The 20,654-nt window shown below is 64.8% G+C and carries 14 protein-coding genes and 1 CRISPR repeat array; of the genes, 11 read left to right on the top strand and 3 right to left on the bottom strand.

Annotated features, from left to right (window positions below; genetic code table 11):
* Positions 1-55: 55 nt before the first annotated feature.
* The 8 genes from ACLIRY_RS21160 (at position 56) to cydC (ending at position 9,738) form a co-directional block, all read left to right on the top strand.
* Complete coding sequence (locus tag ACLIRY_RS21160) at positions 56-1,327, top strand: NAD(P)/FAD-dependent oxidoreductase (RefSeq protein WP_413207412.1); 1,272 nt, start codon at positions 56-58, stop codon at positions 1,325-1,327.
* Positions 1,328-1,372: 45 nt separating this feature from the next.
* Positions 1,373-2,377: a 4-hydroxyproline epimerase gene (locus tag ACLIRY_RS21155; protein ID WP_413207411.1), complete on the top strand. Its 1,005-nt coding sequence runs from the start codon at positions 1,373-1,375 to the stop codon at positions 2,375-2,377.
* A gap of 251 nt (positions 2,378-2,628) precedes the next feature.
* Positions 2,629-2,991, top strand: a complete 363-nt coding sequence (locus ACLIRY_RS21150; protein ID WP_413207410.1) for a hypothetical protein — start codon at positions 2,629-2,631, stop codon at positions 2,989-2,991.
* A gap of 152 nt (positions 2,992-3,143) precedes the next feature.
* Positions 3,144-4,727 (top strand): cytochrome ubiquinol oxidase subunit I, encoded by a 1,584-nt coding sequence (locus tag ACLIRY_RS21145; protein ID WP_413207409.1) that lies wholly within the window; start codon positions 3,144-3,146, stop codon positions 4,725-4,727.
* Between the two features lie 18 nt (positions 4,728-4,745).
* Positions 4,746-5,897 carry a cytochrome d ubiquinol oxidase subunit II gene (cydB, locus tag ACLIRY_RS21140; RefSeq protein WP_413207430.1) on the top strand — a complete coding sequence of 384 codons (1,152 nt, stop codon included), beginning with the start codon at positions 4,746-4,748 and terminating at the stop codon, positions 5,895-5,897.
* A 236-nt stretch (positions 5,898-6,133) separates the two neighbouring features.
* Positions 6,134-6,274: a cytochrome bd-I oxidase subunit CydX gene (cydX, locus tag ACLIRY_RS21135; RefSeq protein ID WP_413207408.1), complete on the top strand. Its 141-nt coding sequence runs from the start codon at positions 6,134-6,136 to the stop codon at positions 6,272-6,274.
* Between the two features lie 72 nt (positions 6,275-6,346).
* Positions 6,347-8,098 (top strand): thiol reductant ABC exporter subunit CydD, encoded by a 1,752-nt coding sequence (gene cydD, locus ACLIRY_RS21130; protein WP_413207407.1) that lies wholly within the window; start codon positions 6,347-6,349, stop codon positions 8,096-8,098.
* A complete protein-coding gene (gene cydC, locus ACLIRY_RS21125) occupies positions 8,095-9,738 on the top strand; it encodes a thiol reductant ABC exporter subunit CydC (RefSeq protein ID WP_413207406.1) in 1,644 nt (547 codons plus the stop codon). The genes cydD and cydC overlap by 4 nt, the downstream gene beginning before the upstream one ends.
* Before the next feature lie 366 nt (positions 9,739-10,104).
* Positions 10,105-10,509: a CRISPR direct-repeat array (repeat unit 37 nt; unit sequence GTTTCAGTCCGCGTGAGCAAGCGGAAGGGTGTTCACC).
* Between the two features lie 237 nt (positions 10,510-10,746).
* On the opposite strand, the gene ACLIRY_RS21120 is transcribed toward cydC, so the two are convergent.
* Complete coding sequence (locus ACLIRY_RS21120; protein ID WP_413207405.1) at positions 10,747-11,658, bottom strand: branched-chain amino acid aminotransferase; 912 nt, start codon at positions 11,656-11,658, stop codon at positions 10,747-10,749.
* Between the two features lie 295 nt (positions 11,659-11,953).
* Between ACLIRY_RS21120 and ACLIRY_RS21115 the strand changes: the two genes are divergently transcribed.
* The 3 genes from ACLIRY_RS21115 to ACLIRY_RS21105 are packed head-to-tail and all read left to right on the top strand — an operon-like array spanning position 11,954 to position 14,639.
* Positions 11,954-12,466 (top strand): MarR family winged helix-turn-helix transcriptional regulator, encoded by a 513-nt coding sequence (locus ACLIRY_RS21115; RefSeq protein WP_413207404.1) that lies wholly within the window; start codon positions 11,954-11,956, stop codon positions 12,464-12,466.
* A complete protein-coding gene (locus tag ACLIRY_RS21110; protein WP_413207403.1) occupies positions 12,463-13,203 on the top strand; it encodes a response regulator in 741 nt (246 codons plus the stop codon). The genes ACLIRY_RS21115 and ACLIRY_RS21110 overlap by 4 nt, the downstream gene beginning before the upstream one ends.
* A gap of 11 nt (positions 13,204-13,214) precedes the next feature.
* Positions 13,215-14,639, top strand: a complete 1,425-nt coding sequence (locus tag ACLIRY_RS21105; RefSeq protein WP_413207402.1) for an ATP-binding protein — start codon at positions 13,215-13,217, stop codon at positions 14,637-14,639.
* Positions 14,640-14,933: 294 nt separating this feature from the next.
* On the opposite strand, the gene ACLIRY_RS21100 is transcribed toward ACLIRY_RS21105, so the two are convergent.
* Both ACLIRY_RS21100 and ACLIRY_RS21095 read right to left on the bottom strand, forming a co-directional pair.
* Positions 14,934-16,847, bottom strand: coding sequence for a hypothetical protein (locus ACLIRY_RS21100; protein ID WP_413207401.1), 1,914 nt, complete (start codon positions 16,845-16,847; stop codon positions 14,934-14,936).
* On the bottom strand, positions 16,844-20,461 hold the full coding sequence (locus ACLIRY_RS21095) for an AAA family ATPase (RefSeq protein WP_413207400.1): 3,618 nt from the start codon (positions 20,459-20,461) through the stop codon (positions 16,844-16,846). Before ACLIRY_RS21095 ends, ACLIRY_RS21100 begins: the two co-directional genes overlap by 4 nt.
* Positions 20,462-20,654: the final 193 nt, after the last annotated feature.

Genomic DNA, 20,654 nt, shown 5'->3' with positions numbered 1-20,654 from the left:
CCGCCGGAGCCGTCCGCGGAGCGGACTGGCGTGAGGCATATAAAAGGACTTAGGCATGGGAAAATCCTCGGAGGGGGGGACGCCTGAGGGCGTTCTGGTGATTGGTGCGGGAATCATCGGTGTGTGCTGTGCCATTGCCTTGCGTGAGGTGGGGTTGACGGTGACCCTGGTGGACCGGGGTCCGCCGGGGAACGAGGCCAGCAAGGGCAACGCGGGGTGTCTGGCGGCGAGTGAGATCACCCCCATGGCGGCACCGGGGATGCTGTGGAAGGTGCCCCGATGGTTGCTTGATCCCCTGGGGCCCCTGTCTTTGCGCCCGGCCCATCTGCCCAAGGCTCTGCCCTGGTTCCTGCGGTTTCTTGCCACAGGCCGGAAGGAGACCGTGGCGCGGCTGACGGCGGGGCTTGCACCCCTGTCGCAGGCAAGTTGGGAGCTCTGGCCCGGCTTGGCAGAGCGGGCCGGGATTTCCGATCAGTTCACCACCAAGGGCAGCCTGACCGTTTACGAGACCGAGGCCGCCTTCCAGGCCGATGCCGAAGACCGGGAGCTGAAGGCGCGCCATGGAGTGCCTCACCAGATCTTGACCGCTGCCGAGTTGGCGGAGCTTGAGCCTGATTTGGCGCCCCGTTTTGCGCGCGCGGTGCGTTTCCCCCGCTGGGCCCATGTGACCGACCCCTATCGCATTGTCTTGAAGCTGGTCGCCTATGCCCAGCGCCTGGGGGTGATACTGGAAAACGGGGAGGTCGCTGCCATCGAGAAGGACGGCAAGGCGCGCCGCCTTCGTCTCACCGATGGTCGGATCCTCACGGGAACCCAGGTGGTGCTCGCGGGCGGCGTCTGGTCAAAACCCCTTTGCGAAGCCCTGGGTGCACCGGTGTTGCTGGAAAGCGAGCGGGGCTATAACACCACCCTGCCGATGCCGGGGATCACCTTGAACCATCCCATCACCTCCGCCGAGGGCAAATTCGTGCTCACTCCCTTGGCCGTGGGCCTGCGGGTTGGCGGTGCTGCGGAATTCGCCGGGACGCAGGCGCCTCCCAACTATAGGCGCTCGTCGGTCCTGCTGACCTTGGCCCGACGCCTGGTGCCTGGGGTGAAGGAGGACGGCGCCGTCCAGTGGATGGGCCATCGGCCGTCCACTCCCGATAGTCTACCGGTGATCGGGCGTCACCCCGCCGACCCCAAGGGCGTGCTGTTGGCCTTCGGGCATGGGCATTTGGGGCTGACCAATGCGCCGGGGACCGCAGCCATGATCGCGGCGCTGGCCACCGGCGGGGAGATGCCCTTTAACCCGGCGCCGTTTATTGTTGAGCGTTTTGCCTCCTGATCTCCTGTCCCCGCTCTTCCCCCCTGCCTGACCGGAGTCCATCCCATGGCCCGCCATACCTTTTCCTGCATCGACGCCCATACCTGTGGCAATCCCGTCCGTTTGGTCTCCGGCGGGGGGCCCCTGCTGGAGGGGGCGACCATGATGGAGAAGCGTGCCCATTTCCTGAGGGAATTTGATTGGGTTCGCACCGGATTGATGTTCGAACCCCGGGGCCATGACGCCATGAGCGGCTCTATCCTCTATCCGCCGACCCGTCCCGATTGCGACATTGCGATCCTGTTCATCGAGACCAGCGGCTGCCTGCCCATGTGCGGCCATGGCACGATTGGTACGGTGACGGTTGCCCTGGAGCATGGGCTGGTCCGCCCTCGGGAGCAGGGGGTGCTCCGCCTGGATGTCCCCGCCGGGGTGGTGGAGGCCCGCTACGAGACCGAGGGGGATAAGGTTACCAGTGTGCGCATCCGCAATATTGCCAGCTACCTGCATGGCACGGGCTACCATGTGGAGGTGCCGGGTCTGGGACCGCTGACCTTTGACATCGCCTATGGGGGCAATTTCTACGCCATCATCGAGCCCCAGACCGGTTACACGGACCTGGACGATCTGTCGGTGATGGATATTCAGCGCTTCAGTCCCGTCATCCGCCGTCTGGTGAACGAGGCCTATGACGATATCGTCCATCCGGAGAACTCGGACATCCGGGGGCTGTCCCATGTCATGTGGACCGGCAGACCTCGCGGCCAGGGTGCCAGTGCGCGGAACGCTGTGTTCTACGGGGATCGAGGCGTGGACCGCAGCCCTTGCGGTACGGGGACCTCGGCGCGCATGGCGCAACTCACCGCCCGGGGGGAGCTCAAGCCGGGAGACGACTTCGTCCATGAAAGCATCATCGGAAGCCTGTTCCATGGCCGGGTGGAGGCCGAGGCGGCCCTGGGCGATCGGACCGGGATCATCCCCAGCGTCGCCGGATCAGCCTGGGTGACGGGGATCAATACGGTGTTCCTCTATGACGAGGAGCCCTACACAAAGGGCTTTCTGTTGCCGTGAGTGCCGGACCTCAGGTAAGGGCATCGGTTGGAAAATACCCACTAAAAGAATGTGGAAGTTGACGCGGAAACCCCTTTCCCTGAAGCGGGATTGACGATCCGCAATGCAGTGGCGTAGGGTTCAGGCCTACCCCTAAGGACAGAGAAAACGCAGGATTCCCAAAGGGAAACCCAATGGTCCGAACCGCCTTCCATAAGCTGAGCAGACCCCGAGGCCGCGCACGTTTCGCAGCTTGGATGGGTGTGCTGTGCATGGCCTTTCTGTTGGGGCTGGGTGGGTTTGGTGGCTTGGGTTTGCCCGCCGTTGGAACGGACTCTCTTGGCTTTGGCGGCCCCCTGGTCATTTGTAGCGGAACCGGCTTCACGATTGTCGATCCCAGTGTTGACGGCGGAACGGGAAGTCGGGGGGCCATCCAGGATCCGGGCCTTTGTTTGATGTGCTTGCCGATGATGGGGAACGCGTCCTTCTCGGCGGTTTTGTTCCTCGTCTCGCTGATGGTTTGGGGACTGATCCCGGTTCGCTTGGGTTTGGCGCCGGTTCCTGCGGTCGAACGTCCCCAATTGCGGGCCTTCCTGACCGTTCGGGCGGCTCGGGCTCCTCCGGTCCCCGCCTGATCGGACCGCGTTGACGGTCCCGTTCTCTCCGGTCCCTGTGACCGGCTTCACGCTTTTCCTATCCGGTTCCCGAACCCGTAGCCCTCCTCCTCCGAAATGGAGGGAGGGGCCTGGGCGCTCGCGGTTGTCCGGACACTCAAGGAGCGTTCCCTATGGAACCCACCATTGATCCGTTATTCGTGGAGCTATCGCGCTGGCAATTCGCCGCGACGGCCCTCTATCACTTTCTTTTCGTTCCCCTGACCCTGGGGTTGTCCTGGATCCTGTTCATCATGGAGTCGGTCTATGTGATGACCGGTCAGGAAGTCTACCGGGACATGACCAAGTTCTGGGGCAAGCTGTTCGGCATCAACTTTGCCCTGGGAGTGACCACCGGCCTGACCATGGAGTTTCAGTTCGGCACCAACTGGTCCTATTACTCCCATTATGTGGGCGACATTTTTGGCGCCCCATTGGCCATTGAGGGCCTGATGGCCTTCTTCCTGGAATCCACCTTCATCGGCCTGTTCTTCCTGGGGTGGGACAAGCTGACCAAGCGCCAACATTTGGCGGTGACCTTCTTCACCGCCCTGGGGTCAAGCCTTTCGGCCCTGTGGATCCTGGTGGCCAATGGCTGGATGCAAAATCCCGTGGGGGCCGAGTTCTCCTACGAGACCATGCGCATGGAAATGACCAGCTTTGCGGATCTGGTGCTCAATCCCGTGGCCCAGGTGAAGTTCGTCCATACGGTCGCGGCGGGCTATGTCACGGCCTCCATGTTCGTGCTTGGAATCAGCGCCTTCTACCTGCTGAAACGCCGGGACATGGAATTCGCCAAGCGCTCCATCGCCATCGCCTCGGGCTTCGGTCTGGCGGCGGCCCTGTCGGTGATCGTGTTGGGGGATGAAAGCGGTTACGAGCTGGGCGACGTGCAGAAAGTCAAGCTCGCGGTCATCGAGGCCGAATACGAAACCCAGCCCGCCCCCGCCGACTTTACCCTGTTCGGGTTGCCCAATGACAAAACCCAGGAGACCGACTACGCGGTGAAAATCCCCTATCTCATGGGGCTCATCGCCACCCGGTCCACTGACAAGCAAGTCACCGGCATTCGGGATTTGGTGGCCCATAATGAAACGCGCATCCGCTCGGGCATGGTCGCCTATGAAGACCTGTTGAAGTTGCGGGAGGGGGACACTTCTGCCGAGACTCTTGCCCGGTTTGAGCAGCATAAGGCCGATCTGGGTTATGGGCTGTTGCTCAAGGCTCAGACCGACAAGGTGGTCGATGCCACCGATGCCCAGATCGTGGCTGCGGCCAAGGACAGCATTCCCGCAGTGGCGCCCGTGTTCTGGGGATTCCGGATCATGGTGCTCTTTGGCTTCACCATGCTGGCGTTGATCGCCGCGTCCTTCTATTTCACCCTCAAACGGACCATCGACAAGCAGGTATGGCTGCAACGGGCCTTGCTCTGGTGCATTCCCATGCCCTGGTTGGCCTGCGAACTGGGCTGGTTTGTCGCTGAATATGGCCGCCAACCCTGGGCCATCGGCGAGATCCTGCCGACCTTCCTCGCGACCTCCAGCCTGACCACAGGAGACCTGATCTTCAGCCTCGCCGGTTTCATCGGCTTCTACACCTTCCTCCTGGTCATCGAGATTTACCTGATGGTCAAGTTCGCCCGAAAGGGCCCCGCCTCTTTAGGGACAGGTCGGTATCATGGGGAAACATCCCCCGCCAACTTCGCCCCCGCCGAATAACAGGAGCACAGGACGATGATTCTCGATTATGAGGTTCTCAAATTCATCTGGTGGATCCTGGTCGGCACCCTGCTGATCGGCTTCGCCATCACCGATGGCATGGATATGGGGGTGGGCAGCCTGCTGCCCTTCCTTGGCAAGACCGACGAGGAACGGCGGGTGATGATCAACACCGTCGGCCCCCATTGGGACGGCAACCAAGTCTGGCTGATTACCGCAGGGGGGGCCATCTTCGCTGCCTGGCCTGCGGTCTACGCCGCCGCCTTCTCGGGCTTCTATATGGCGATGCTATTGGTGTTGTTCGCCCTGTTCTTCCGGCCCGTGGGTTTCGACTACCGGTCCAAAATCGGCGACGCCCGCTGGCGCCGGGCTTGGGACTGGGGGCTTTTCGCCGGTGGGGCGGTGCCCTCGCTGATTTTCGGCGTGGCTTTCGGCAACCTGTTGCAGGGCGTGCCCTTCCATTTGGACGACCTGCTGCGCGTGTATTACCAGGGGGCGCTGTTCACGGCCCTGCTGCCGCTGCTCAACCCCTTCGCCCTGTTGGCCGGGGTGATCAGTTTTGCCATGTTGACCATGCATGGCGCCGTCTGGCTGCAAATCCGCACCGCAGACCCGCTGTCTTCGCGGGCCAAAGCGGCGGTGGGGATCATGGGGGCCATTGCCTTCGTGGGCTTTGCCCTGGGGGGTGTTTGGGTGGCTTATGGCATTGACGGCTATCGGATCGTCTCCCAACCTGCCTTGGACGCCTTGCCCAATCCGCTGGCCAAGGAGGTGGTCAGGGCGCCCGGCGCCTGGCTGGACATCTACGCGGCCTATCCCATCGCCATGCTGGCTCCCATCGTTGGATTGGCCGGGATTGCCTTGACGGTCCTGCTGTCCCGCCTGAATCGTCCGGGTTTGGGTTTCGTCACCAGCGGCCTGGGCATGGCGGGGATCGTGGGGACTGCGGGGCTGTCCATGTTCCCCTTCATCATGCCCTCCAGCATCGATCCGCGATCGAGTCTGACCATCTGGGATGCGCCGTCGAGTCATCTGACCTTGACGGTCATGTTCTGGGCCGTGGTGATCTTTTTGCCGATTGTCCTGTCCTACACGGTGTGGTGCTACACCCGCATGTGGGGGAAGGTCACGGTTGAGGACATCCAAGCCCGCTCCCATTCGGCCTATTAGAACAGCGGGTGGAAACCTGTGACCTGATTTTCCGCAGGGGACACGGCAGGAGGGGGGATTCCGTCACGGGGCTTTGCCCCGTCCCCCACTGGGGCCGAAAGGCCCCAGACCCCAGGCATTTACTGGCCGAAAGGCCCCGGATCCCTGGCCCAAAAATGACGAGATACGGTCCTGATTCTGTGGATTTTCCGGTTGCCGGATGCTTAACGGATTGAATTTGAAAGGAACTCTAAGATATGTGGTACTTCACCTGGATCCTTGGCCTGACTGCTGCCCTGTCGTTCGGCGTGATTAACGCCATGTGGTACGAGGCGGAACAGGCCTTCAATGGCGCCTCCAAGGACGGGGCCGGATCGAAGCCGACCCAGCGCTCCTGATCCAAACTCCATACCCGGCTCCCCCGTCACCAGGGGGGAGCCGGTCTTCTTTCCGGTGAACTGGTTCTCTTCATGCCCAACCCCCTACCCGACCCACAGCCCACCGCCGCCGCCTTCCTGAAGTCCCGGCGCCCCCTGGCGGGAGGCCTGTTTCCGGTGACGGTTTTGATCGCGACCTGCAATGGCGCGTTGCTCATTCCCCAGGCTTGGCTGGTGGCTTCCATCGCCGAGGCAGCCCTGTTCCGCGACATTCCGCTGGAGGCCCTTTGGCCCCGGTTTTGGGGGCTGCTCGGACTTTTCCTGCTCCGTGCGGTTTTGACCTGGAGCGGGGAGCGGGTGGCCTTCGCCATGGCCCAGCGGGTGGGGACGGCGGTGCGGACCGAGTTGCTTGATCAGGCCCGCGCCCTGGGTCCGGTGGGGATGGGGGGAGAGAAGGTGGGGGCTTTGGCCACCTCTCTGGTTGAGGGTGTCGAGGCTCTGGAGGGCTATTTCGCCCGCTTCCTTCCAGCGATGATCACCACGGTTCTCATTCCCCTGGCCGTTCTGGCTGCGGTCATCCCCTTGGATTGGATCTCGGCCCTGGTACTGGCTCTGACCGCGCCCCTGATCCCCTTTTTCATGATCCTCATCGGCAAGGGGGCCGAGCGTCTGAATCAGCGGCAATGGGCGCGGTTGACGCGCATGGGCGCCCGCTTCCTCGATGCCATCCAGGGCTTGAGCACCCTAAAACTTTTCAACGCCAGCCGACGGGAGGCCGAAACCGTTTCGCGCATGGCCGAGGCTTACCGGAAGGACACCATGAAAGTTCTGCGGGTGGCCTTCCTTTCTTCCCTGGTTCTGGAGTTCCTGGCGACGGTGTCCATTGCGCTGATCGCCGTCTTTATCGGTTTCCGCCTGTTCTGGGGGGAGATGGAGTTTCACCGGGGCCTGTTCATTCTGCTGCTCGCCCCCGAATTCTATTTGCCCCTGCGCAGCTTGGGTGTCCATTACCACGCCCGCATGGAAGCCATCGGCGCGGCGGATGGCATGATTGCTCTGCTCAACCGCCCGCGCCCCGCGCGCGCCATTCAGGGGGCAGCCTACCGTGCGACCAAGCCGGTAGGGCTGTCTTTCGAGGAGGTGGCCGTGACCTATGACAACGGGGTGAAGGGGCTGACGGGTGCGACCTTCGCCCTTTCGCCGGGGGAGCATGTCGCCTTGGCCGGACCGAGCGGTGCCGGCAAAAGCACCCTGGTCAACCTGCTGCTCCGCTTCGTCGAGCCCTCGGCTGGGCGGGTGTTGGTCGATGGCTGTCCCCTGGGGGGACTCTCCGTCGAGGACTGGCGGCGCTCCCTGGCCTGGGTCCCCCAGCGGCCCCACCTGTTCCAGGGCTCCGTTGCCGATGCCATTCGCCTGGGCCGCCCGGATGCGCCCTTGGAGGCGGTGGAGGAGGCCGCCCGGCAGGCCAATGCCCATGACTTTATCCGGTCCCTGCCGGAGGGCTACCACCAAGCCATCGGTGAGGGGGGAAACCGCCTGTCGGGCGGACAGGTCCGGCGCCTTGCCTTGGCCCGGGCATTTTTGCGGGACGCGCCCCTGTTGCTGCTGGATGAACCCACCGCCAGCCTGGATGGGGAGAGCGAGGCCGCCGTGCTGGACGCTTTGGGTCGGCTGACGGTCGGGCGCACGGTGCTGACCATCGCCCACCGGCCCGACACCCTGCGCGCGGCAGGCCGGGTGGTCTGGCTTGAGGCTGGGCGGGTCGTGGAGGGGCGGGGAGGCCGTTCGGTCCGAGGACCATATGACCAATGTGAGGCGGAAGACGCGAAGGGCAGCACAACATGAAATCCTTGTTTCACTTGCTCGCTCTCCTCAAACCCTATTGGCATTGGGTGCTGGCCGGAATCCTGCTCTCCCTGGTGACGATGCTGGCCAATATCGCCCTGATGGCCACCTCTGGCTGGTTCATTACGGCCATGGGACTGGCGGGGGTGGCTGGGGTCACCATGAACTATTTCACCCCGGCCGCCCTGATCCGGGCCTGTGCCATTCTCCGCACGGGGGGGCGCTACCTGGAACGGTTGGTGACCCATGAGGCGACCTTCCGGTTGCTCGCCGCCCTGCGTCGCTGGTTTTACGACCATCTGGAGCCCCTGGCGCCGGGTGGGCTGGAGGCCTACCACAGTGGCGATTTGGCCGCCCGTCTTCAGGGGGACATCGACCGTCTTCAAGGAATCATCACCCGTGTGATCACGCCGATCATCGCCGGGGGACTGGCTGCGGCGCTCTGTTTGGTCTTCGTCGCCCGCTATGACCTCCGGCTGGCGTTGGTGCTGGCGGTTCTGCTGGCCTTGGCGGGGTTGGGCCTACCCCTGCTGGTCTGGACCCTCGGCCGCAAGCCGGGGCGGGAGGCGGTGGAGAGCGCCGCAGTCCTGCGGGTTCAGGCGGTCGACCATGTCCAGGGCATGGCCGAACTGCTGGCCTTCTCCGCCGATGAGGACCATCGGGCGCGTTTTCTGGAGGAGAACCGGCGCTGGACCCGGGCGAAGACGGCCACGGCCAGTCTCACCCAGGTGGGACAGGCGGGCAGTGGCCTTCTGGCCAATCTGGCCCTTTGGAGCGCCCTGGTCCTGACTCTGCCCCTGGCTGTGGGAGGGGGGCTTGCCCGGCCCGATGTGGTGATGCTTGCCCTGTTGGCCATGGCCCTGTTCGAAACCGTTGCGCCCCTGCCTGCGGCGTTTTTGGGGCTGACCGACCTCCTGGCTTCGGCCCATCGGCTGTTTGCCATCTCTGATCGAGCGCCGAACCCGGTGCCTCGCGCTGGAGAGGTTGGGCCGACTCCCGAGCGCTGTTCCCTTTCCCTCGAAAGGGTGACTTTTGGCTATCATCTGCGGCAACCGGTCCTGGAGGATTTTTCGCTGACCCTGGCCCCGGGCGAACGGGTGGCCCTGGTCGGTCCGTCCGGGGCGGGCAAAAGCACGGTGGTGGCCCTGCTCACGGGCCTACGGATGCCGACGGCGGGGAGGATCATTCTCGCCGGGCAATCGGCACGGGAGTGGGATCCGGAGGCCCGACGGCGCCTCTTCGCTGTCGCCCCCCAGGACGCCCGCCTGTTCACCGGATCCCTGCGGGAAAACCTGACCCTCGGCGACCCCATGGCGGGGGAGGAGGCTATCGCCCGGGCCTGCCGAACCACCCTGTTGGAGGAGGTGTTGGCGGCCCTGCCCGAGGGGTTGGAAACGCCCGTCGGTGCGGCGGGGGCGACCCTGTCGGGTGGACAGGCGCGGCGGATCGGCGTCGCCCGAGCCCTGTTGAAGCCCACACCGGTGGTGATCCTTGACGAACCAACCGAGGGGCTGGATCCGGCCATGGGGCGGGATTTGCTCATCCGGGTTCTGGCGGATCTGGGGGGGCGGAGTCTGCTGGTCATCACCCATGACGCCGTCGATGGTCTGGACTTCGACCGGGTCATCACGGTGGGGTAGGGATGGCGTTTCGAATGGGACCCAGGGGTATGTTGTGAAGGTGGCTCCATGAGCTCCCGGGGTGGGGGCAGGTGGCGGAAGCGGTTGACGTGACCCGCAGGTGATTGACCACCGACAGCGAAATCAACCCTGGATCCCCGCCTGCGCGGGGATGACGACAGTAAAAAACTCAGGTGAAAGTAAGGATTTGTGCATCCCTTAACGCTTTTGACGGCAAAGCCGAGCTGCATAAAGCAGAGGTGATGACGAAGACGGCAAGGGGACCTTTGCCGGACCAAGTGGGCGTTCGGATGGCCTACCAGTCTGATGTCCCAGTCCATGGCGACAACAGCCCGCAGATACAGATTAACCTAAGGCTGCTGCGCCGGTTTAGTCCGCGTGAGCAAGCGGAAGGGTGTTCACCTTAGACAACAAATGCATGATCATCTTGACGGTGTGTTTCAGTCCGCGTGAGCAAGTGGAAGGGTGTTCACCTTGCGGAAAAGTATGAAAAATGCTGCGGGGGGCTGTTTCAGTCCGCGTGAGCAAGCGGAAGGGTGTTCACCCCTGGCACGGGCTGGGCTGATTACGGCAACAACACCCCAGTTTCAGTCCGCGTGAGCAAGCGGAAGGGTGTTCACCTTTTCCCCGAAGACGCCACCTTCAAGGAAATCACGGACGGTTTCAGTCCGCGTGAGCAAGCGGAAGGGTGTTCACCCCGCAGGAGGTGGTAAATCAAATCTTCGGTCACCCGGGTTTCAGTCCGCGTGAGCAAGCGGAAGGGTGTTCACCCTACCTCTCTGGAAGGGATTGCGCAAGGCTGGGGTTTTAAGGGGATTTCCACTGAATGGGAGTCTTTTCTTGAGAATACTTCTCATAATCCAGCCCTTGTCTTCACGCTTCTAACGAATTGCCGTGCAATATCAATGTATTGATGTATTTCCACGGATCGACCCTGAATTTTCTCCCTAAAAACAACGCCCCCCACCCGCCAGGATGGGAGGCGTTTCGCGGCCATTCCGAAAAAAATCAGGAGGCGCTGTTGCGGGCCGAGGCCGCCTTGTCGTGGGTGCGGCCCACTTCCTTGTCGTAGTCCTCAACCAGGGTCTTGGTGATCGCACCCGGGGTGAAGGTCCAATCGCCGATCTGGCGGACCGGGGTGACTTCGGCTGCGGTGCCGGTCAGGAAGACTTCCTGGGTCTTGGCGAATTCCTCGGGCTGGATGGCCCGCTCCACCACCTCGAAGCCCCGGCGCTTGGCCAGATCAATCACCGTGCGCCGAGTGATGCCGTCCAGGAAGCAATCCGGCTTCGGGGTGTGCAGCACGCCGTCCTGGACCAGGAAGATGTTCGCCCCGGTGGCCTCGGCCACCTGACCGCGGTAGTCCAGCATCAGGGCGTCGTCGTAGCCGTTATTCTCCGCATCATGCTTGGACATGGTGCAGATCATATAGAGACCCGCCGCCTTGGATTGGGTCGGTGCCGTGTCGGGGGCCGGGCGGCGCCATTTGGAAATTGTCAGGCGGATACCTGCAAGCCGCGCTTCCGGCGAAAAGTAGCTGGGCCACTGCCAAGCGGCGATGGCGACATTGATGCGGTTCTTCTGGGCGGAAACCCCCATCATCTCGCTGCCGCGCCAGGCGATGGGCCGGACATAGCCGTCGACGATGGCGTTGGAATCCAGAACCTTTTGAGTGGCCGCATTCAACTCGGCAACAGAATAGGGGATCTTGAACCCAAGGATCTCGGCAGAGAAATGCAGGCGCTCCGTATGCTCGGTCAGCTTGAACACCTTGCCACCGTAGACCCGCTCCCCCTCGAATACACCGCTTCCGTAGTGCAGACCATGGGTCAGGACATGCACTTTCGCGTCGCGCCAGGGGACCAGGTCCCCATTGACCCAAATGGTGCCATCGCGATCATCGAACGGAACGAGAGACATAGCGAAACCTTTCCTAGAATTAGGGTGATCGGCCATTTATCGAACATTTCTTACCGCCGACCCTGAAACTACGTAACATCCTTCCATGAACTATGTCAACAATGCTGACCCAAAAAAGCTGGAACTTTTTGGGAGAATAGCCCTTGGGTCCGGTCGGGCATGGTGCGAATGGAAGAAATGGGACTCGATTTCGCGCCCTGTTTTTGGTCTAAATCATATGCTTAAGGTCGCGGCCCTCTCTTCTGTTCCAAGGCGCGCGAAACCCTGGAAGGCGAAACCAGATGAGACCCATCCAATGAGCGAAGCCAAAACGAGCGCCAACCCCCTGTTCCTGAGAGAGGAAGAGCTGCGTCAAGGCATCGAACTCCTGTTCTTCGCTTACCGGGATTTCACCAGCGAGGCGGATGCCATGCTGGCCAAACACAAGTTTGGCCGGGCGCACCACCGGGTGATCTATTTCGTGGGACGTCATCCGCGGATCAGCGTCAGTGACCTGTTGGACATCCTGGCGATCACCAAGCAGAGCCTGTCCCGGGTCCTGTCCCAACTGGTGACCGACGGTTTCATCATCCAGCACCGGGGGCCAAGGGACGGACGGCAAAGGCTGCTGGAGCTGACCGAGCAGGGCGTGGAGATGGAACGCCAACTGACCGAGGCCCAGCGTCGTCGCTTCGCCCGGGCCTATCGGGAGGCGGGAGCTGAGGCCGTGGAGGGGTTTCGCAAGGTCATGCTGGGCATCGTCGATGACCCCGCCCGGGAGCGCTTCGCCCAATCCCGACGCGATGGCGGGCGGGAGCGTGACCAATGAATGACCTCACCTCTCCGGCGAAAACCGAAGCGTTGGAGGACGAGCCTCCCCATATCCTGGTGGTGGATGACGACACCCGGATCCTGGCCCTGTTGAAACGCTATCTGATGGACCGGGGTTTCCTGGTGACCACGGCGGAGGACGCGGAGGAGGCCCGGCGCCATCTGTCTGCCCTGGAGTTCGATATTCTGGTGGTCGACGTGATGATGCCCGGGGAGTCGGGCATCGACTTGACCCGCGCCCTGCGGGAAACCCTGGAGGTCCCCATTCTGATGCTCACTGCCATGGATCAGGCAGAGGACCGGATCCTCGGCTTGGAAAGCGGGGCCGACGATTATTTGGCCAAACCCTTCGATCCCCGCGAGTTGGTCCTGCGCCTCAACGGGATTCTCCGCCGGACTCGACGGGATCCGATGGTCGCCCCCGCGCCGCTTGCGGAGGAGGGGCCTCTGTCCTTGGGCGCCTGCGTTTTCGATCCCCAACGGCAAGAGCTGACCCGCGATGGCGCGCCGGTCCATTTGACCACGGCGGAGCAGTCCCTTCTGGCGACCCTGGCCGCCCGGGTTGGTGAGGCGATCAGCCGGGAGGAACTGGCCGAGCAGACGGGAGCCGAAGGCAATGCCCGGGCCATCGATGTGCAGGTTACGCGGCTGCGCAAGAAGATCGAGGACGACCCGCGCATGCCCCGCCACCTGCAGACCGTGCGGGGCAAGGGGTACCTGTTGCGGCCCGGGTGAGGGGCGAAGCCATGACCCCGGTCCCCCCCATGGTCATCCGCCCCCGACGGCGCCCCCTGCCCGAACCCCTGCGGACCATTCGCCGAATCATCCGTCTGGAGACTCCCTGGCTGCGACCCATCGGGCGGCTGTTGAAGGCGATGATGCCCAACAGCTTGTTGGGACGGTCCTTGCTGATCATCGTTGTGCCGCTGATCGTGCTCCAGGTGATCACGGCGATCATTTTCTTTGACCGCCATTGGGACACCATGAGTCGGCGGCTGAACAACGCTGTGTCGGCCGATATTGGTGTGATCCTGGATTACATGGAGGCCTATCCCAACCCCCGGGATTGGCAATGGATGTTTGCCCTGGCCCATCTGCGTCAGCAGTTGAAGATCACCTTCGAACCCGGTGCCATGCTGCCCATGCGTCCACCCCCGGACCAAACGGCGGATTTCGTCGCCCGAACCCTCTATCGGACGCTCTCCGACTTTACGGATCTGCCCTATCAGGTCGATGTCGTTGACGAGAGAACCCTGGAAATCACCATTCAGACGCGGACGGGGTTGTTGCGGGTGGAGGTTCCCCGCAAGCGTCTGTTCAGCGTGACGACCTATATTTTCATGGGATGGATGACCATATCCTCGGTGATCCTGTTCGCCGTGGCGACCGTCTTCATGCGCAATCAGGTCCGCCCCATCCGCCGCCTGGCCATGGCGGCGGACGCGCTCGGCAAGGGGCGGGACGTGACGGATTTCAAGTCCGAGGGTGCGACCGAGGTGCGGCAAGCGGGCATTGCCTTCACCCGCATGCGCGAACGGATCAACCGCCAGATCGCCCAACGCACGGAAATGCTCGCCGGGGTCAGCCACGACCTGCGTACGCCGCTGACCCGCATGCGATTGCAGTTGGCTCTGATGGAGGGACAGGAGGGGACGGAGGAGCTCACCCAGGACATTACGGATATGGAACGCATGGTCGAGGGCTATCTGGCCTTCGCCCGGGGCGAGGGCACCGAGGAGTTGGAAGTTACTCCGCTGGTGGAGTTGGTTGCGGGCGTGGTCCAACGCATGCGCCGCAATGGGGCAGAGATCGACATGCACGCCGAGGCTCCGGTGACAGTTCCGGTCAAGCCCCAAGCCCTGGAGCGGTGTTTGATGAACATCCTGGGCAATGCGCACCGCTTTGCCAAACATATCTCCATCCGCCTGGGTCTGCGGGACCACAGCGTGGAGATTCTGGTGGATGATGATGGCCCCGGCATCCCCGCAGATCGGCGCGAGGACGTCTTCCGCGCCTTCGTCCGCATCGAAAGTTCGCGCAATCCCCGGACCGGCGGGACCGGCTTGGGGCTGACCATTGCCCGCGACGTGGTCCGCGCCATGGGCGGGGACATCACCCTGGAGGACAGCCCGCTGGGGGGGCTCCGCGCCCGGGTCCGCCTGCCGTTGTAAGGGGTGTTGCGATATCGGAATGGTCTGGATGCGATGGTGGTTTTTTGGTTTTGAATGCGGATTGTTTCGCTTCGGGATCGTCATTCCCGCGTACGCGGGAATCCAGGGTGGGGACAACTGACCTATGCGGTTGACGCAACAGGAGCGCAGGTCACCGACACCACCGAAATCAACCCTGGATCCCCGCTTTCGCGGGGACGACGGAGGGGCGGGGATGACGGAGAAATCAAAACCTTCGGCGGGAGAAACTCCAGCCCCCGAATCCCCCCTTTCCCGAGGGCGCCCGCAGGAGGATCAACTGGGCAGAACCAGGGGCCGGGCCACGAAGATGGTCCGCCAGGAATCCAAGTCGCTCACCAGGATGTCCGATGCCAAGGTAACCCGTCCGGACAGGGCGGCCAGGGAGTGGGTTTTCTGCCCGTCCATGGAGGCCGCGAGACGCTCCAGCCGGGTTTTCGTTTCCCATGAGCGGCGCACCAGGGTCCCCAGGTCCGATTGGGCATGGATGCCCGCGAAGGCGGCACCGAAGGCCGGGAACAGGGCGGTGACGATGGTGACGATCTTGGCGATCACATCATAGGCATCCGAAGACCGGTCCGGATGGTCCAAGTGGTGCAGAACGGGGAAATACAGCAGCGCGAAGAGCGCGCAAATCCCCAGGGTGGAAAAGAACAGCACGGCGCCCAGGCGGTGCAATCCATGCTCCAGGCGATGGGACCGGGCATGGTTGGCGCGGTGGTAGGCGATCTGGGCGGTGATTTCCTCCTCCCGCAGGATTTGCGAGACCCGCTCCAGGTAATCCCCGTCGGCGCAGACATGGGGCAAGGGCAGAGACCGGGCGGTGGCCCTGAGGAGCCAGGTGATCCAATCGGGCTCGCCACTGGCTGCGTCCCTGTTGGGGATCTGCTCGGGCGCCAGGGGGCGGGTGGCGCCGCCGGAGGCGCCCACCAGGATCTGGACCCGCAGGTGGCGCAGGCGTTCGGCCAACTCCCGGTCCTCCAGCCAATGGCGGTGCCATTGGCGGCGCTTTCCCAGGAGGGTGACCCAAAGGATGGAGCCGATGATCCCGCATTCGGCGGTGATCAGATAGAACTTGGCCTCGGGAAAGACCAGTCCCATCAGGGCGAGGGTGACAGCGACGGCTGCGGCGACGAAGTTGAAAACGAAGGCGCTGCGATAGAGGTTGGAGTGGATCACCGCCAACCCATCGGCTGCGGCGAAGGCGGGTACCAACATCCCCTCGATGGCGTCGCGCACCCGCCCTGGACGAAGCCGGGCGAAATAGCCGCTCTCGGGGGTCTCTTTACCCTCACCCCCCAGGCCCCAGTTCCGGCGGGCGCTGTTCAGGAAGGGCTGGGGAAACAGGGTGTCCTTGCCGAACCGCTTTCCGGTGAACACAAACATCATCAGGGCATGGAGACAGGCCAAAGGCACGCGCCGCCGCCGGTCGGAGAGGTAGGCGCGCAGCCCCGCGACCGTCGCTGGGCTGGGGACCAGCAGGGCCTCGGCGAGGCGGTCGAGGGCGCCGTCTTCCAGGGGAGTGCGGTGGGAGTCCCGGGAGACCTCGGCTGCGGGTACGATCTCGCCACCGGTCCACAGCAGGTCGATGCTGTGCTTGGCGTCCAGGGGGACATGGAGGATGGGCACCCCCTCGTCCAGGGCCAGGGCGACGGTGCCGCCGGTGCCGCCCTGGCCCGCGGGATCCTCCCCGTCCCAGAGGGCGACCAGCAGATCGCAGCGATTGACCAGCACCCGGGCCGCGGCGTCATAGGCGGGACCGGGGCGGGTGGGGGCGCCATCCATCTCGAAAACGCTGTCCGCTTGCGAGAGCAGGTCCCGAAAGGCGGTTCGGGACTCGGGGGTGGAAAAATCCGCCTCGTAGACGTCGCGGGGGAAGGGCAGCGGGGCTTCCAGCCGATAGCCCAGGTCCAGGGCGGCCTCGGCGCCCATGCGGTCGGCTCCCTCGGCCAGGGAGGACAACAGGGTGAGCGTGACCTCCGGCGCTCCCGGCGGTCGGGTCACCAGATCCCCGGGCACTTGGGCTCCGGCCTTGCGGGCAGCCCCCTGGATCTCGGCGAGCAAACCAGCGAGCCGCGCCTGCAGGGCCGCCCCGTCGCCGGGCAGCTTGCCGGGCCGATGGCCAATCACCCCGACCCGCAGGTGGAGGGCGGGCTTGGGCGGCTGGTCGGGCGGCTGGCGGAGGGTCATCGGGTCTCTCCTTCGGGGGCATCCAGGGCGGCGAGGCGGTTTTCGAGTTCTTCGATCATCCAGGTATCCCCGGGGGCGAGGACGCCCTTGGCGGCCATGTCCCGGACGATCCCCAGGGCTTCGGTGTAAGGGGCGCGGGCCTGCCCGCCTTCTCCCCCGGCGACGGCGGCCTCCGCCAGCTTGACCAGGGAGACTATGAGACCCCGACGCCAGTCCACGTTTCCGGGGTCCGTCTCGGCGAGGGCGCGCCTGATGCCCAGGCTCTCGTCGTAGGCCTTGGTGGCGCCCGGGAGGTCCCTCGCGCGCAGCCGCAGGTCGCCGATCCGGTCCAGGCGGACAGACAACTCCCTTTGCCAGTCGGTGTTTCCGGGGTCCGTCTCGGCGAGGGCGCGCATGATGCCCAGGCTCTCGTTGTATGCCTTGGTGGCGCCCGGGACGTCCCCCGCGCGCAGCCTCAGGTCGCCGATCCGCTCCAGGCTGACGGAGACGTCCCTTTGCCAGTCGGTGTTTCCGGGGTCCGTCTCGGCGAGGGCGCGCATGATGTCCAGGCTCTCGTCGTAGGCCTTGGTGGCGCCCGTGACGTCCCCCGCGCGCCGCCTCAGGTCGCCGATTTTGTTCAAACTCACCGAGACGTCCCTTTGCCATCCGGTGTTTCCGGGGTCCGTCTCGGCGAGGGCGCGGAAGATGCCCAGGCTCTCGTCGTATGCTTTGGTGGCGCCCGGGACGTCCCCCGCGCGCAGCCTCAGGTCGCCGATTTTGTTCAAACTCACCGAGACGTCCCTTTGCCATTCGGTGTTTCCGGGGTCCGTCTTGGCGAGGGCGCGCCTGATGCCCAGGCTCTCGTCGTAGGCCTTGGTGGCGCCCGGGACGTCGCCCGCGCGCAGCCTCAGGTCGCCGATCCGCTCCAGGCTGACGGAGATGTCCCTTTGCCATCCGGTGTTTCCGGGGTCTGTCTCGGCGAGGGCGCGCATGATACCCAGGCTCTCGTCGTATGCCTTGGTGGCGCCCGGGACGTCCCCCGCGCGCAGCCTCAGGTCGCCGATTTTGTTCAAACTCACCGAGACGTCCCTTTGCCAGTCGGTGTTTCCGGGGTTCGTCTCGGCGAGGGCGCGGAAGATGCCCAGGCTCTCTTCGTATGCCTTGGTCGCGTCCTCCACCTCCCCCCGCAGGGCGAGCATATTCCCCTGTTCCGACAAGGCCACCGCCCGGCTGCGGCGCAGGGCCGCGTTGTCCGGGGCGCTTTCGGCCAGCTCGTCCTGGAGGGCGCGGGCCCGGTCGAGGATCGCCAGGACCGTTTCCGTGCGCAGGCCCTTGCTCTTGAACCGTTGCGCCAGGTCGAAGACCAGTCGATTGGCCGCGCCGGTGGCCTTGGTCAGTGCCGTTTCGGCCTCCTCCGCCCGCTGTTGGGCCAGGGCTTCTGCCTCCATGGCCCGCTTGGCGAAATAGCCCGCGCCGAGGGCGACCCCCAGGAAGACGACCGCAGCCAGGGCCGTCAGCCGTTGGCGCCGCCGTGCCCGGTTACCCGAAGCCCGAACGTAGGCCAAAAGGTCCGCGTTCTCACCCAGTTCCAGTTCCTGGCCGTAGGTCTTGACCAGGGCTTCCGCCTCGGCCAGGGGGACGCCCGGCGGGATCAGGCGGTCCGAGGGGCAACCCGTGGTCTCCCACCGCTGGCGGGCCTCCTCCACCTCCTGACGGACCCGGAAGAATTCGGCGTTGGCCTCCGCCAGCTCCCGCGCCCTGGTCCAACTGGTCAGGACCCGCTCGTGGGTCAGGCGCACCGTCCGCGTCTCTCCATCCCCCGACGACTGGAGGATCCGCGCCGTGACCAGGGCCGCCACCAGGGCCTCGGAGGCCGCCGTGGCCGTCGCCTCCGCCCAGGGGACCGGGCGGGCGGTCAGGCCCCGGTCTTCCCCCAATCCTGGCTCCCCCGTCGCGGGGATCACCACTAGGCGCAGCAGGGTGGGCAGGGTGGCTTGGGCGGTCTCGGACAGGCGGGCGAAGGCCTGTTCCGCCTCCCGGTCGATGGCGCCGTCCAGGCCGCCCATGGCCTCATAGGCCGCCAGGGTCAACAGGGCCGGGCCGTCCTCTGTCTGGCAGCGGGTCTCGAACAGGCGGTTGAGCACGAACTGCACCAGGGGCAGCATGTCCGCCCGCCCCCGGTCGCCCCCCGAATCGGCGAGGATCCGCTCGTCCAGGCCCTGGCCCCCGGCGTCGGTTTCATAGGTCAGACCCGCCGCCTTCGCGGGTTCGCGCAGGATCTCCGCTAGCTCCGCCGGGCCGGGGGGGCGCAGGTCGATCAGCGCCCCCGCCGCTTTCAGGGCCAGCAGATCGGGCAGGCCTTGCAGGCTCTCATAAAAATCCGCCCGCAGGGTGCCGACCACCCAGACCCGACCCGTGGCCACCAGGGCGCGCAGCAGGGCCGCCACGGTCTCTCGGGTGTCCTTGGGGATGGCGGGGGAGAACAGTTCCTCCATCTGGTCGACCACCAGAAGCAGGCGGGTCTCCACCGGGCGGTCATAGCTGTTTTCCCGCCGGTCGGTTTCCGCCACCCGGTCCAAGGCCTGGAGCACCGGGCGGAGGGCGCTGTCGTCCCCATGGGCGAGCAGTCCGGCCAGGGCTTTTGGGGTGGAAAAATCCCCCTCGGCCAGTTCGGGCAGGGCTTCGGGGCGTCCGTCCTCCTCGGCGGGCAGGTCCTTTTGGCCCTTGAAGAGTTGCAGGGCCAATTCGGCCAGGGGCCCGTCTGGGTGTTCGCCGGGGCGCAGGCGCGCCACCCGCCAGAGGTCCACCCCGGGCACCACCCCCGGGGTGGTCAGCCGGGGCACCAGACCGGCGCCGACCAGGGAGGATTTTCCGCACCCGCTGGAGCCCACCACCAGCAGGAAAGGGCAGGACCGCTCGGCGGCGTCGCGCAGGGCCTCCACGGCCCGGGTGGTGTCCCGGTCCCGGCCAAAGAAAACCGGCGCATGCTTGGCCCCGAAGGCCTCCAGCCCCCGGAAGGGCGAGCCCTTGAGATCCACGGGCCAGGACAGCAGCCGCCCCTCGGTCAGATGTTTGGCGATCCAGGCGCGCAGCAGGGCCTCCACCTGGGTTTCCAGGTGGTCGGTGTCATCGAAGATGTGGAAGGCCGCCGTGAAATGGCCGTCCTCGGTCTGGAACCAGCGCTGGAAGAAGGCCTTCACCTTGGCCCATTGGGCCTCGGTCTCGGCTCTGGCGGCCTCGTCGTCCAGGCGGACCAGGGGCGGGGTCTGGTGGCGGAAGACATAGACATCGGGCAGGCCGCTCGCCCGGGTCTTGCTCGCCTCCAGGGCCGAGAGGATCTCGTAGGCCGTACCGCTGGGATAGGGCTCACCCGTGGGCAAGTGCGGGAAGTCGGGCGGGAGCTCCGTGCCCAGGCGATGGCGCAGGATGGCGACGACAATGTCGCAGTCCGCCGATTCGGGGATCTGCGGCTGGAAGGATTGGTCGGCGGTGTAGAAATGCGTCTCCCAGCGGATGGCCTCCAACCGGGCCGAGCCCGCGAGCTGGCCGTTGAGGCGGTCGATCACCCGCTCGACCCGTTTCCGCTCCGCCAGCACATCCCCCGGCGAGGAAATGAACACCCGTACCGTCCGCATGGCCCCCCCTGCTTGCATCGGGTTCTAAACTACTACGGGATTCCCGCTGGGCAAAGCGCGGACAGATTGGGCTTTCGCCCAAACCCAACTGGGGCGATGCCCCAGACCCCCGTTTTTCTGCTCGGAAAAAGGGGGGATCGGGGGTCTCCCCCGAGCGGGTGCGGGCGGCAGCCCGCTGGCGAAGCCAAAAGGC

It is taken from the genome of Rhodospirillum sp. A1_3_36 (assembly GCF_047263945.1).
Classification (GTDB): Bacteria; Pseudomonadota; Alphaproteobacteria; order Rhodospirillales; family Rhodospirillaceae; genus Rhodospirillum.
Note: the sequence above shows the minus strand (reverse complement) of the source record. Positions and strands in the feature narration are given on the sequence as shown.